13 protein-coding genes are annotated in these 13462 nt (G+C 69.1%); 11 read left to right on the top strand and 2 right to left on the bottom strand.

Going from position 1 to position 13462, the window contains the following annotated elements; all coding sequences use genetic code 11:
• The 7 genes from VFV09_14060 to VFV09_14090 all read left to right on the top strand — a co-directional run.
• The coding region (locus VFV09_14060) for a HAMP domain-containing sensor histidine kinase (protein HEU4868833.1) at positions 1-1469 on the top strand (1469 nt) is incomplete at its 5' end.
• 54 nt (positions 1470-1523) lie between these two features.
• The gene (locus VFV09_14065; protein ID HEU4868834.1) at positions 1524-2093 is read left to right on the top strand and encodes a Uma2 family endonuclease; all 570 of its coding nucleotides are present in this window, start codon (positions 1524-1526) and stop codon (positions 2091-2093) included.
• Positions 2094-2172: 79 nt separating this feature from the next.
• Positions 2173-2811 carry a hypothetical protein gene (locus VFV09_14070; GenBank protein ID HEU4868835.1) on the top strand — a complete coding sequence of 213 codons (639 nt, stop codon included), beginning with the start codon at positions 2173-2175 and terminating at the stop codon, positions 2809-2811.
• Positions 2811-3878 carry an HlyD family efflux transporter periplasmic adaptor subunit gene (locus VFV09_14075; GenBank protein ID HEU4868836.1) on the top strand — a complete coding sequence of 356 codons (1068 nt, stop codon included), beginning with the start codon at positions 2811-2813 and terminating at the stop codon, positions 3876-3878. Before VFV09_14070 ends, VFV09_14075 begins: the two co-directional genes overlap by 1 nt.
• A complete protein-coding gene (locus VFV09_14080; GenBank protein ID HEU4868837.1) occupies positions 3875-4570 on the top strand; it encodes an ABC transporter ATP-binding protein in 696 nt (231 codons plus the stop codon). Before VFV09_14075 ends, VFV09_14080 begins: the two co-directional genes overlap by 4 nt.
• The gene (locus VFV09_14085) at positions 4567-5772 is read left to right on the top strand and encodes an ABC transporter permease (protein HEU4868838.1); all 1206 of its coding nucleotides are present in this window, start codon (positions 4567-4569) and stop codon (positions 5770-5772) included. The genes VFV09_14080 and VFV09_14085 overlap by 4 nt, the downstream gene beginning before the upstream one ends.
• Positions 5772-7232: a peptidoglycan-binding protein gene (locus VFV09_14090; GenBank protein HEU4868839.1), complete on the top strand. Its 1461-nt coding sequence runs from the start codon at positions 5772-5774 to the stop codon at positions 7230-7232. Before VFV09_14085 ends, VFV09_14090 begins: the two co-directional genes overlap by 1 nt.
• Positions 7233-7249: 17 nt before the next feature.
• On the opposite strand, the gene VFV09_14095 is transcribed toward VFV09_14090, so the two are convergent.
• Entirely contained in the window at positions 7250-8194 is a 945-nt protein-coding gene (locus tag VFV09_14095) for a DNA-processing protein DprA (GenBank protein ID HEU4868840.1), read from the bottom strand.
• Complete coding sequence (locus VFV09_14100; GenBank protein ID HEU4868841.1) at positions 8191-10260, bottom strand: RecQ family ATP-dependent DNA helicase; 2070 nt, start codon at positions 10258-10260, stop codon at positions 8191-8193. The genes VFV09_14095 and VFV09_14100 overlap by 4 nt, the downstream gene beginning before the upstream one ends.
• Positions 10261-10316: 56 nt before the next feature.
• Here VFV09_14100 and VFV09_14105 point away from each other — a divergent pair, with 56 nt between their 5' ends.
• From VFV09_14105 to VFV09_14120, 4 genes are all read left to right on the top strand, one after another.
• Positions 10317-10808: a hypothetical protein gene (locus VFV09_14105; GenBank protein ID HEU4868842.1), complete on the top strand. Its 492-nt coding sequence runs from the start codon at positions 10317-10319 to the stop codon at positions 10806-10808.
• A 4-nt stretch (positions 10809-10812) separates the two neighbouring features.
• On the top strand, positions 10813-11223 hold the full coding sequence (locus VFV09_14110) for a VOC family protein (GenBank protein HEU4868843.1): 411 nt from the start codon (positions 10813-10815) through the stop codon (positions 11221-11223).
• 62 nt (positions 11224-11285) lie between these two features.
• Positions 11286-11615, top strand: coding sequence for a hypothetical protein (locus VFV09_14115; protein HEU4868844.1), 330 nt, complete (start codon positions 11286-11288; stop codon positions 11613-11615).
• A gap of 16 nt (positions 11616-11631) precedes the next feature.
• Positions 11632-13368 (top strand): serine/threonine-protein kinase, encoded by a 1737-nt coding sequence (locus VFV09_14120; GenBank protein ID HEU4868845.1) that lies wholly within the window; start codon positions 11632-11634, stop codon positions 13366-13368.
• Positions 13369-13462 lie beyond the last annotated feature (94 nt).

Below are 13462 nucleotides of genomic sequence, written 5' to 3' on the forward strand. Positions count from 1 at the left end.
AGGTTGAACTCGTGACCCTCCGCCGCCGGATTCTTTTGGGGTGCGCGGTGATTGCCTCGGTGCTGCTGATCGCCGACCTTTTCCTGGCGGCGACCGTGCGCTCCGTGCTGCTGCAGGGCGTCGACACCCAGCTCACCGAGTCGGCCCGGCGGATCACGCAGCTCGGCACGTTCCGGGTCTTCGGAGGCGAGGTGGTCAGGGGGGTGCCCCTCGCCCCGCCCCAGCGCACCGTCGTCTCCGCTCCCGCCGGACAGGCGCCCGAGGTGCTGACCGACCTGTTCATCGGTGTGGTCGGCGGCGGCCGGGACGAGGTCGCTGCGATGACCAACGTGCTCGGCGCCCGTCCGGCCCAGCTGCCCGAGGTCGAGCCCAGCATTGTTATGGAGCACCTGACCGGATCGGACCCGAGCCTGCCGTTCACGGTCGAGGCGTCCGACGGGTCCCAGGACTGGAGGGTGGTCGCGGCGCCGGGCCCGAACTCCGATGTGCTGGTGATCGGTATGAGCCTGGCGCCGATGGGTGACACCCTGCAGAGGGTGCTGTCGATAGCCGGGATCATGACCGTCGCCATCCTGGCGACACTCGCTGCGGTGGCGGTGTGGATGATCCGGCTGGGCGTGAGGCCGATGACCCAGATGGCGGGGACCGCCGAGGCCATCGCCGCCGGGGAGCTGCACCACCGGGTGGAGGTGACCGGCACGGGGACCGAAGCCTCCCGGCTGGGGACCTCGCTCAACCGAATGCTGGAACGAATAGAGGAGGCCTTTTCCGCCCGGACCGCCTCGGAAGAACGACTGCGGCGGTTCGTTGCCGACGCCTCCCACGAGCTGCGCACCCCGCTGACCTCGATCCTGGGCTACGCCGAGCTGTGGCGCACCGGGGCTCTGGAGGACCCGGCGGATCGCTCGGAGGCCATGCGCCGGCTGGACGAGGAGGCCCACCGCATGGGGGTGCTGGTCGACGACCTCCTGCTGCTGGCGCACCTGGACGAGGGCCGCCCGCTGGAGCAGTCGCCGGTTGAGGTGGACCGGATCGCCGCCGATGCGATCGCCGACGCCCGGGCCATCGAGCCGGACCGAACGATCACCTTCGAAGCCGAGCCGGCCCAGGTGACCGGCGACGAGTCGCGCCTGCGCCAGGTCGTGGGCAACCTGCTGACCAACGCTCGGGTTCACACCCCGCCGGGGACGGCGGTCCACGTGTCGGTGAAGTCCGTCGACGGTGCGGTTCGCCTGGAGGTCGCCGACGAGGGGCCGGGGATCGACCCGGAGCACCGGCAGCGCCTCTTCGAGCGGTTCTACCGGGCCGACCCGGCCCGCAGCCGGGTGTCCGGAGGCAGCGGCTTGGGCCTGGCGATAGTCGCAGCGGTCGTTGAGGCCCACGGGGGAAAGGTCTCGTTCGACGAGCGCCCGGGCGGCGGGGCCCGGTTCGTCATCGAGCTTCCGGCAGGGGCGCAGGCTCCGCCCTAAACTGTCACCGGCGGCCCATAACATCCTCGGCATGGGCAACTCAGGAGGTGCACTGTGGCACTTGCTAACCCCGGCGCCGGCAGCTACCGGTATGCGGATCTGGGCACCTTCCCGGACGACCACCTGCGCCGGGAGATCATCGACGGGGATCTGATCGTGACCCCCTCCCCGATAGTCCGGCACCAAAAGGCGGTCGGAAATATCTTCTTCCGGCTCGAGTCCTACTCCAGGCGATACGGCGGAGGGGCCTACGTAGCGCCTCTCGACGTGTACTTTGCCGATGACAACGTGGTCGAGCCCGACGTGCTTTTTGTCGGGCAGGACCGGGCGGGGCAGATCGAGAAGAAGTTTGTGAGAGATGCGCCGGACCTGGTCGTGGAGGTGTCCTCCCCGTCCACGCGGCGTTTGGAGCTGGTGCGCAAACGGGAGTTGTACCAGCGGTTCGGGGTCCCCGAGTACTGGTACGTCGACCTCGAGGCGGATCGGGTCGAGGTCTACCGGCTGTCCGGCGGTTCGTACCCCCCGCCGGAGCTTCTTTACCCGGGCGAATCCCTGACCTCGCCCAACCTCGAAGGTTTCGCCATTTCGGTCGACGAAGCATTGGCCATCGAACCACTCACATAAAACTCTGACGATTCTCTAAAAGCGGTTGGAAAGTCGGCCTCCAGTATTCGGTTTACGACAACCGAACTGGAGGACCGCAATGGAACACCGCAGGCTCCTGAAGCTTCTCGCCGCCCCCGCCCTGGCCCTTGCCCTTGCGGCGTGCAGCACCCCGAGCAGCGCCGGCGTCGCCACGCTGGGGGACGGCGCCGACGCCGAAGCCGACAAGGCGCCCGATACCAAAGACGCCGAGGCCGAGATGCAGAAGTGGACCGAGTGCATGCGGGAGAACGGGGTCGACATCCCGGACGCCACGGTCGACGAAGACGGCGGCTTTCAGATCACACGCCGGGTCGACAGCGGGGACGGCCCGCCTTCCGGGGGAGCGGTCAGGCTCAGCGAAGACTTCGAGAAGGCCATCACCGAGTGCGGCGACCCGCCGCGGATCGCCGGCGCCGGTCCCAGCGAGGAGGACCTCGAGGAGATGCAGGAGAACGCCCTCGAGCTGTCGCAGTGCATGCGTGACGAGGGGATCGAGGACTTTCCGGACCCCGACTTCTCCCGGAGCGGCCCCGGCGCCGGCGCCGGCGTGAGGGTGACCGTGGGCGGCCCGTTCGGCGGCGAGGTCGACATGGAGGACCCCGAGGTTCAGGCTGCGTTCGAGAAGTGCGCCAGGGAGAATGGCGGGGACGGCCCGGTGAGGATCGGCGGCGGACCGGCTAACCGGGTCGCCGACTGATGCAGCCCAAGCGGATGGTGGTTGCGGCGGTGGTGCTGGCGGTTGCCGGCGCCACCACTGCGCTGGCGACCACCCGGGGGACCGAGGGTGCGGAGCCGCCAAAGGTCGCCACCACGACCGCCCGCCTGGTGAAGCAGGACCTGGTCGTCAGCGACAGCTTCGACGGCACCCTCGGGTTCGGCGAGGCCCGGGACCTGGTGTCCGAGCGGGCCGGCGTCGTGACTTCGGTCGCGGAGGCAAAGGCGACCGTCAAACCGGGCGGTGAGCTCTTCCGCATCGACTTCGAGCCGACCGTCCTGCTGACCGGCGACGTTCCGGCCTACCGGGCCCTCGACTCCTCCAGCACCAACGGCCCGGACATCCGCCAGCTCGAGCAGGGGCTGGTCGACGCGGGTCACGGGGCCGGCGTCACTGTGGACGAGGACTTCACCTCGGGCACCGCGGCGGCGGTCGCCCGCTGGGAGGGGGCGCTCGGCCGGGCCAACCCCGACGGCAAGGTGGAGTTGGGCGACGTCATCTTCCTGCCCAACCCGGTCCGTGTCTCCACAGTCGAGGCGCAGAAGGGGACCCGGGTCGCCTCGGCGGCCACGGTCCTGACCGCCACCCCCACCACGCGCGTGGTCCAGGTCGACCTGCAGGCCGCCCGGGCGGACGAGCTGGAGCCGGGGACCAAGGTTCAGCTGACCATGCCCGACGACGCCGAGACCACCGGGACCGTCGCCTCCGTCGGTGCGGAGTCGGAATCGGAGGACAACCCGGCCCAGCCCGGAGGTGAGCCGACCGTTCCGGTCGTGATCACCCTGGACGACCCTTCGGCCGCAAGTGACTTTGAGTCCGGCTCGGTGGACGTCGATATCGAGCGGTCCCGGGAGGAGGGAGCGATCGTCGCCCCGGTCACCGCCCTGGTGGCGCTCGCCGAGGGCGGCTATGCGGTGCAGCTGGTCGACGATTCGGCGCCCAACGGCTACCGGCTGGTCGGCGTGGAGGTCGGCACCAACACCAACAACCTCGTTGCGATAAGCGGGGAAGGCATCGAGGCCGGCGCCGAGGTCGTGGTGCCCAGGTGACCGAGCCGATCGTGCTTTTGAACGCCATATATAAGGAGTACCCGGGCGAGCCGCCGACCCCGGTCCTCCACGACCTGAACCTGTCGGTGCAGCCGGGTGAGCTGGCGGCGGTCGTCGGGCCCTCCGGTTCCGGCAAGTCAACGCTGCTCAACATCATCGGGACCCTGGACCGGCCGACCAGCGGCTCGGTGAAGATCGCCGGGTACGACACCGCCGAGTTGGGCGACAACGACCTGTCGGCGCTCCGGGCCCGGGAGATCGGCTTCGTCTTCCAGCAGTTCTTCCTGCTCAGCGGGATGACCGCGGTCGACAATGTCGCGGACGGCCTTCTGTACAGCGGCCGGTCTTTGGCGCAGCGGCGCAGCCTGGCGGTCGAGGCCCTGGAGCAGGTCGGCCTCGGGCACCGCCTCACCTATGACCCCTCCAAGCTGTCGGGCGGGGAGCGCCAGCGGGTGGCCATCGCCCGGGCGCTGGTGGGCAGACCGTCGGTGGTGCTGGCCGACGAGCCCACCGGCAACCTGGACTCCCGCTCCTCGGATGCGATCCTCGCCCTGCTCCACGACCTCAACGAAACCGGCGCCACCATCCTGGTCATCACCCACGACCGGGACATCGCCGCAGCCCTTCCCCGGCGGATCACGATGCTGGACGGCCGGATCGAGTCGGACACCGCTGCCGAGCTGGTGCCGTGAGCGCCGTTCCTCTGCAGCGGAGCGCCGTCCACCCGGGCGACATGTTCCGCATCGCCACGGTCGGCCTGCGCAGCCGGCGCCTGCGGGCCGCCCTCTCCGCGCTCGGCATCGCCATCGGCATTGCGGCGATGGTGGCGGTCCTCGGCATCTCCGAGTCCTCCCGGGCCGAGCTGCTCAGCTCGCTGGACCGCCTCGGCACCAACCTGCTGACCATCGAGGCAGGCACCGGCTTCGGGCTGGGCTCCGGGGAAGGCCTGCCGACGACGGCCGAAGCGATGCTCGGGCGCATCGAACCGGTGCAGGGCGTGTCGTCAGTGACCGTGGTCGACGCGACCGTCCGCCGCACCGACCTGGTCCCCACCACTCGCACCGGCGGGATCACGGTCCAGGCGACCGACCCCGAACTCCTCGACACCCTCCGGGGCCGGATGGCCGGCGGCGAGTGGCTGGACGAGACCCGCGTCGGACTGCCGGTGGTAGTGCTGGGATCGGTGGCGGCCGAGCGCCTGGGCGTTACCGAGGTCTCCGACAACATCATGGTGTGGATCGGCGACCGGTGGTTCAGCGTGATCGGCGTCCTGGAGCCGCTGGAGCTGGCCCCCAACCTGGACCGGGCGGCGATGATCGGGGAGGAGATTGCCGAAACAGAGTTCGGCACCACCCCGAGTCCGGGCACGATCTACCTTCGGACCGACCCGGAGGTCATCGACGACGTCCGCACCGTGGTCCCCGCCACCGCCAACCCGGCCGAGCCGGACACGGTGGAGGTCTCTCGCCCGAGCGACGCCCTGGAGGCCAAGGCGGCCGCAAGCAGCGCGTTCACCTCGCTCTTCCTGGGACTTGGAGCAGTTGCGCTGCTGGTGGGAGGTGTCGGGATTGCCAACGTCATGGTCATCGCAGTGCTGGAGCGCCGATCCGAGATCGGCTTGCGCCGGGCATTGGGCGCCACTCGTCGGCACGTCAGCGTGCAGTTCCTGACCGAGGCCCTCCTGCTGTCGGGAACCGGCGGCGTGATCGGAGCGGTCCTTGGGGCGGCCGTGACCGCCGGATACAGCGTGCTCCGGGGTTGGGATATCCGGGTGCCGGTGGTCGGGGTCGTGGGTGCGGTTGTCGCTTCGTTGGTCATTGGAGCCCTGGCCGGCCTGTACCCGGCTCGCCGGGCGGCCCGGCTGTCGCCGACCGACGCGCTGAGGCCTTCCTGATGCGCCCGTCGAGGAGAACCATTGCCTTCACGGCCGCCGCCGTGTTGCTGCCGGCGTCGCTCTTCGGGGTCTTCTCTCTTGGATCCGAAGCCGGCGCAGAAACAGACGGTCACGGCGGACCGCTGGCGACTGCAACCGCCCGGGACCTCCTGACCACCGAGACCGTCACCGGGTCCCTGGCCCGGGCCGAAACCAAGACCATCGTGTACGGCGGCACCAGCAGCGGCGTCGGGGGCCTGCGAATCGCAGCGAGTTCGAAGCCGGAGGTCTGCCCGACGACGGCACCCACCCCGACGGCTTCACCGGCGCCCGGCCCATCTCCTTCGGCCTCACCGAGTCCCGGCCCTACGCCGTGCGAAACGCCCGAACCGGTCGCTTCGCCGTCTCCCTCCCCGACACCGACTGGCTTGCCGTCCCCCGAGCCGACGCCAGACCCCTCGCCTTCGCCGAGCTCGAGCCCTTCGCCGGAGCCGTCTCCGACGGCAGCACCGGACCCGGAGCCCCGGCCCGAAGCTCGGGCGCCGGACCAGGCCGCCGGGCAGACCGACCAAACCTCCGAAGGGCCGGTCGCGGGCGGCCGAACCCCGGACAACGGCGGCACGGCGCCCCAGGGCGATGCAAAGTCCGACCCCGAAAACGGCCTGGGAACGCCCCCGGCGCCAACGCTTACCGGGGTGCTGGAGGTTGGCGCCGTCGCCGACCGTGGTTCGGTTCTGTACTTAGCGGACACCGAACCGGTCGTTGCGCTGCTCGCCCCGGAAGCCCTCTTCCGGGACCTCAGCACCGCCTCGTCGGACGGTGACGACATCAGGGCCCTGGAGGAGAACCTCTCGGCCCTGGGCTACGGGTCGAACCTGACCGTCGACCGGCACTTCGACTCCGCCACCGGTTCGGCGGTGAAGAGGTGGGAGGAAGCCCTCGGGCGGGAGTCGCCGGACGGAGTCGTTTCGGTCGGAGAGGTCGTCTTCATCGTGGAGCCGGCTGCAGTAATCAGCCGCCGGGCGAGGGTCGGCGACAAGCTGAACGTCGGCACGCCGGTGCTGACTCTCGGAACCAGGAGCATGGTCGTCACGGCCAAGGTCGACGTAGCGGACAGGTCTAAGTGGTCCCCAGACACGGTGGTCCGGCTCGACTGGGCCGATCAGCCCGGCACGGGCACCGTGATCGAGGTCGGCAAGGACGAGGTCGACGGACAGGTCGAGGTCACCATTGCCCTCGGAGCCGATGCGCCGAGCGTTCCGGTGGGCACCGAGGTCGATGCCGAAGCCACGACTGCCGAGCGGGACGGAGTCGTCACAATCCCCGTGTCGGCGGTCTTCGAAGGTCCGGACGGCCCATCGGTCAGAACCGAAGCCGGCGAGGCGGCCCCGGTGGAGCTCGGGATAGTCTCGGGCGGCCTAGCGGAGATCACCGAAGGCCTGAAGGCTGGAACCAAAGTGCGGCTGCCGGGTTGGCAGTAAGACCAACGGAAACTGTTTCAGAAGATCATGCGGAGTTGCTCGTCCTCCTCGGGCGCCCCCTGCGGGCGGCATACCGAAAGCACGTCCGCCGCCGACCCCACCGCCACCGCGCCCTTTTGCACCAGCTTCGAGTTGCCCGGTCCGGCGCCGGGACCGGTCCAGACCGCTACCGGGGCAAAACTGCGCTGAAGCGCCTCCACCGCGCCGGCCCAGGTCCCTCCGGCCCCGTCGTCGGAGGTCACCACCAGCGTCACCTGCGACAGGCCGTAGACCAGCTTGTTCCTCCCCATGGCGCCGCCGACGCTGAACCCGGCCGACGGAGCGTAGGGCGTAGCCAGGCACAGCCGTCCTGCCTCAATTCCCTCGGCCACCGAGGGGTCCTTCAACAGACGTTCCAACGAGTCTGCCGGCAGTCCGATAACCCCGCCGTGCGCCTCCAGCGCCGCCCCCATTGCCGTCTGGTCGATGCCCTTGGCCACCCCGGAGACCACCGGCAGGCCGGCCTCCACCGCTGCCCTCGCGACCACATCGGCCACCTCGCGCGCCTCGCGCCCCACGTTGCGCGACCCCACTATCCCAACGCCGTCGTCCACCATCAGCGAGGGGTCTCCGGCGACGTGAAGAACCGGGGGGGCGCTGCTCCCGAGGCGCTCTTTCAGCTTCACCGGGTACCCGTCGTCGAAAATCGACAAGATCCTGATCTGCGACAACTCGAGCCGGTCCCGTGTGGCGGCGAGCTCCTCCGTTCGCTCCAGCAGGGACGCCAGCCGTTCCGCGTCTGCCAGCCCCAGGCCGGTCATTGACTGGATGCCGGCAACGTCGCAGCCAAGCAGCCGGGACGGGTCATCCACGGTGGCGATCAGATCCCAGAAGTCCTTGGGGGAAAAGGGCGCTTCAGCCCCTTTCAGCAGCCGGGTGGTCAGCAGGACGGTCGCCAGAGAGCGGTTGCCGGAGCCGCTCACGATCCGGCCGCCGCAGCCAGGGCGAAGGGAAAAACCGGCCCGCTTCCGCTTTCCCGCAACTTCACGCCGATCACAGTGAGGGTCCAGCGGCTGTCGAAGACGTCGTCCACCAGCAGCACCGGGCCCCCGGGCACCTCTCCGGAGACCCGGAACGCATCGGCGACGTTGCGATACTGCTGCGCACTGTTTTGCATCTCCTTTTGTGGCCGGTTGCCCGCAACCTTCGCAACCACCGGATGGAGCGGAAGTCCGAGGGCGCCGGCCAGCCGTTCGGCGAAGCCGGCGACCAGCGTATCGCGGGTCAACGAAGGAACAAAGGTCACCCATTCGGGTGCCGGCCGGGGGCCCCAGGCACGAATCAGCCGCACCGAAGCCTCCACCAGCGCATCGTGAAAGGCGCCGTCCGAGTACTTGCCTTTGCGAACCAGGCTGCCCCAGCCGCCGTCGCCCCACTCACCGAGAGCTCGGCCGGTTTCGAGCCGCTCCTCGACCCGGATCTTGCCCGAACGCAGCCCGGTGCCGGATGGCCACTGCTTGCGGGGCTCGATCTCGAGCGGCCGCTGGCGCAGGTACTCCGCCGCCTCCCGGACCAGATCCGGGTCCACCTCGACCGAAAGCGACGACCCGGCGCAGTTCATGCAAACGCCGCACGGCCCGGCTTCGGGGTCGTCCAACTGGCGTTCCAGGAACTCCATCAGGCATCCGGAGTGGTCCCGGTACTCCACCATCACCCTCTGCTCGTTCCGCCGGGCGGCGGTTACCCCGTTGAACCGCTCCAGCGGGTAGGTCCACGGCTGCTCGGTCCGCCGGTAGCCGCCCTTGACGTACTCCACCGCCCCTTCGACCTCCAGAACCTTCATCATCTGGGTCAACCGGGTCCGCCCGAGGTTCACCTGCGACTCGAAGTAGCTCAGGCTCACCGGCGCGCCCGCCCGCTCGAGAATCCCGACGACCTCCTCGGCCACCGCCTTGGGCGGGAAGGCGGTTTTGATGAACCAGTCCTGGATGTCCCGGTCCTCCTCGCCGGCCAGCAGTACGCCCCACGAGGTCTCCAGGGCGCGCCCGGCCCGGCCCACCTGCTGGTAGTAGGCGATGGGGGAGCCGGGGGACTGGTAGTGGATGACGAACGAGAGATCCGGCTTGTCGAACCCCATCCCCAGCGCCGATGTGGCGACCACCGCCTTGACCCGGTTCTCCAGCAGGTCCTGCTCGGTCTGGATGCGATCCGGAGCCTCCCCGTCACCGGAGTAGGACGACGCCGAGATGCCGTGGCGCTGCAGCCAGGCGGTTACCCGGTCGACGTCCCGGATGGTGAGGCAGTACACGATCCCGGTTCCCGGCAGCTGCTTCAGCGCGCCGACCAGCCAGGCCAGCCGCTGGGCTGCGTCCGGCATGGGGAACACGTGGAGCCTCAGTCCGCCGCGGGCCAGGCCGCCCCGATGAAGCACGAGAGAGCTGCCCAGCTGGCCGGCGACGTCCTGGACGACCCGGTTGTTCGCGGTGGCGGTGGTGCCGACAACCGGGATGCCCGCCGGCAGCCGGTTGAGGATGTGCCTCAGGCGAAGGTAGTCCGGGCGGAAGTCGTGGCCCCAGTCGCTGATGCAGTGGATCTCGTCGATCACCACCAACCCGATCCGGCTGCCGATCACCGGCATCACGTCCTCCTGGAACCGCCGGTTGGCGAAGCGTTCGGGCGCAACCAGCAGCAGGTCGACCGTGTCTGCGGCGATGGCTGCCTCCACCCGCTCCCACTCGTCGGCGTTGGAGCTGTTGATGGTGTCCGCCCGCACCCCCAGCCGGGAGGCCATCGCGATCTGGTTGCGCATGAGCGCCAGCAGGGGGGAGACCAGGATGGTCGGCCCGCCGCCGGCTTCCCGCAGCAGCTTGGTGGTGATGAGGTAGACCGCGCTCTTGCCCCAGCCGGTGCGCTGCACGACCAGAACCCGGCCCCGGTCCTCGGCCAGAGCCCGGATGGCCTCCAGCTGGCCTTCCCGGAACTCCGCCTGCGGGCCGGACAGCTCGCGCAGCAGTTCGAGTGCCCGGGTGGCCACCACCGATTCAGTCATGCCCCCATCGTAGGGGCCGGCGGTGACAACCCGACCCGGTCGGGTAGGTTGAAGCAATGGACGAATTACCCGAACCCTGGCCCCCGGTCGACCCCGAAGACATCCAGACGGGGTTCGATCACTTCGCCGCAGTCAACGGTGTCGACCCCGAAAAGGACCCCCACGCGACGGTTTTCGACCTGATGCTCCACTACTACGCCGAGGTCCGGGTCAACGGCTGCGACCCCGGCGACGACGAGGACATGCTCCTCCTCGACTGGGGGAGCTACGACTGGGGCGAGGGCCGCGCCTACGAGGTCGACCTCTCCCGCCAGGTGGTCCTTCCGGGAAGAACCGACGAGGCGGTCTTCCACCTCCATATCGTCTACCGTTTCCCGAACACCGGGGACCTGGCCAAGGTACCGGTGGGCAACGACTGGTGGGGCACCCCCGCGTCGGTCGACGAGTTCGCCGAGGCCCTGAAGGGCAACCCGGCGCTCGTTCTGGCGGCGGACGCCGAGCCGCTGTCGGTGGAGATCTACCTCGAATCGCCCGACGAAGCAGCGTGAACCCATGAATTTCCGCTTCCACCACGCAGCGATCAGCGTCTCGGACATGGCTGCTTCGAAGGCCTTCTACGGCGAGCTTGGGTTCCAGCCGGTCCTGGACTGGACCGACCCCGGCGGAAGCGCTCAGATCTGCCACCTCAAGCTGGGCGAGACCTTCCTGGAGATCTTCCGCTTCGGCGACCCCCAACCGGCCCCGGAATCCGCAGGGCAGCTGCAGACCGACCTTCCCCGCATCGGCTCGAAGCACTTCGCGCTGCAGGTCGACTCGATCGAGGAGGCCAGGGCCTTTGTGGAACAAAGGGGGTGGGCCGCGGGTGTCAACATCGTCGAAGGCCGGACCGGTGTCCGCTACTTCTTCGTCCCCGACCCCGACGGGATCCTGCTGGAGTTCGTGGAGGACCGCCGCAACCTGTGAGCCCACTCTTCACGCTCATCTCGTATGGGTAACTAATTCACAAGCGACTAGAGGAGGACTTGATGGTAGAAGGAGAAAGTCCCGCCAACCGCTGGATCCGGGAGTACAACGCGCAGCTCATGTCGTTCGACGAGCTCGCCGACAAGATCGCCGGGTACAAGTTCAAGGAGCGCAAGGGTGAGGCCTCCCAGCCCACGATGGGCAGGGCTCTGGACTACAAGAACGCTGACTACGAGCCGGGTACCTTCGACGACGTCTACCAGGCCCGGGCGTTCGGCCTGATCACCAAACAGGAGATGGAGACGATCCTCGAACGGGTCAACCAGGCCGCTTCATCCGATCAGGCAGAGCCGGCCGCTAAACCAACGACCGGCTATCAGCGCCCCGGATAGTGGGTAAAGGCAACCCGTGAACGATCGGGTCATAGCCGGGAGATACCAGATCGACGAGGCCATTGGCCGCGGCGGCATGGGCACCGTCTGGCGCGCCCGGGACGAGGTTCTCGGCCGGATGGTGGCCCTCAAAGAGGTCCAGCTACCCACCAACCTCACGACCGACGGGCGGGCCGATGTGCGGGAGCGGGTGATCCGGGAGGCCCGGGCTGCAGCCAAGATGAGCCACCCCTCCGCGGTCACCGTCTACGACGTGATCGAGGAGGACAACCACATCTACATCGCGATGGAGTTGGTGGATTCGCCCACCCTCAGCGAGCTCGTCGAGGAGGGCGGACCCTTCACCCCCCAGCGTGCGGCCGTCACCGGCCTGGCGGTCCTCGATGCGCTCGAGGTCGCCCACGCCAGCGGCATAGTCCACCGAGACGTAAAGCCCGCAAACATCATGGTCGGGGAGGAGCGCATCAAGCTGGCCGACTTCGGCGTCGCCTCGATCAAGGGCGACCCTCGCCTCACCGCCACCGGCATGGTCATCGGCTCTCCTTCTTATATGTCGCCCGAGCAGGCCACCGGGGAGGCGGCCGACCCCGCCACCGACTACTGGGGCCTCGGCGCCACCCTCTTCTTCGCCACCGAGGGCAGCGGCCCCTTCGACCGGCCCGGGCCGATGCCCACCCTCATGGCGATCGCCAACGAGGAGGCCCCGGAGGCGGAGCACGCAGGCCCCCTGAAGGACGTGATCTCACTGCTGCTCTCCAAGGACCCGGCGCAGCGACCGACCGGCGAATCGCTTCGCCCGATACTCGCCGGCGTAGCAGCGAACGGAAGCGGCCCCGAGGCCCCGGAAGAGAACGAGCCGGACGGCAGGACCGGCGCCACGCGGGTCGCCGCCGCGGCCGCCCTCCCCGAAACACTCACCGACGTCCCGGTTGTCGAGCCGCCACGACAGGTTGTGGAGGAGCGCAGGTACGTCGAACCGGCCGCGGCCGTCCCGGTGAGGGAGGTTGTGGAGCGCAGTTCCGAGCCGCCGCCCCCGATGCCTCCGGAAACCGGCAGGGGCGGCAACGGCTGGGCGATCGCCGCCGGTGCGATCGCACTGCTGCTGCTGCTGGTCTTCCTGGTGCCCCGGCTGCAGAACAACAACGACGAACCGGACAACCAAACCGCAGTCGAGTCGCCCGAGGCCACGCAGGCAGAATCGCCCGCCGCCCCGGCTGCCCCGCCGCCGCAGCAGTCGGCCGAATCCCAGGACACCGAGGAGTCGCAGGCCGAGGAGCCGGATGAGTCCTCAGCCCGGGCGGCCTCCCTGCCCGACGGCTGGCAGCGCTCCCCGGTGGGCGACACCGGCTACAGCATCGGCCACCCGTCCGACTGGAGAACCGTCCAAAACCCGCTCGGCGACGGCAGCTCGGTGCGGTTCCAGGCTTCGGGCAGCCGCTACCTGCTGGTCGACTGGACCGACGAGCCCGGGGAGGACGCGGCCGCCGCCTGGGAGCAGCAGGCGCCCGCCTTTGCCTCCCGCCACCAGAACTACAACGAGATCCGCATCGAGGAGACCCGGTTCGGCGACTTCGACACCGCCGCCATCTGGGAGTGGACCTACACGAGCGGCGGCGCCGCCCTCCACGCCGCCAACCTGGGATTCGCCGACGACGAGTACGGCTTCGCCCTCAACTTCCAGACCCGGGACTCCGACTGGGAGGACTCCCAGGACATCTTCGAGCAGTTCCAGGAGACCTTCGGGACCGAGTAAAGGGCCTCGACACAAACCTCTGCTTAATCGCGCCCGCTTTTGCGATAGCGGCCAAGAACTGTCCTAGTTCGGCGATAGCTTTCGATCTACGAGT

This window comes from Actinomycetota bacterium (assembly GCA_035759705.1).
Lineage (GTDB): Bacteria > Actinomycetota > CADDZG01 > JAHWKV01 > JAHWKV01 > JAJCYE01.

Excerpts from the sequence above, each read along its gene's own strand:
- VFV09_14070 (HEU4868835.1), top strand. The coding sequence starts at position 2,173 with ATGGAACACCGCAGGCTCCTGAAGCTTCTCGCCGCCCCCGCCCTGGCC.
- VFV09_14075 (HEU4868836.1), top strand. The coding sequence starts at position 2,811 with ATGCAGCCCAAGCGGATGGTGGTTGCGGCGGTGGTGCTGGCGGTTGCC.
- VFV09_14090 (HEU4868839.1), top strand. The coding sequence starts at position 5,772 with ATGCGCCCGTCGAGGAGAACCATTGCCTTCACGGCCGCCGCCGTGTTG.
- VFV09_14100 (HEU4868841.1), bottom strand. The coding sequence starts at position 10,260 with ATGACTGAATCGGTGGTGGCCACCCGGGCACTCGAACTGCTGCGCGAG.
- VFV09_14105 (HEU4868842.1), top strand. The coding sequence starts at position 10,317 with ATGGACGAATTACCCGAACCCTGGCCCCCGGTCGACCCCGAAGACATC.
- VFV09_14110 (HEU4868843.1), top strand. The coding sequence starts at position 10,813 with ATGAATTTCCGCTTCCACCACGCAGCGATCAGCGTCTCGGACATGGCT.
- VFV09_14115 (HEU4868844.1), top strand. The coding sequence starts at position 11,286 with ATGGTAGAAGGAGAAAGTCCCGCCAACCGCTGGATCCGGGAGTACAAC.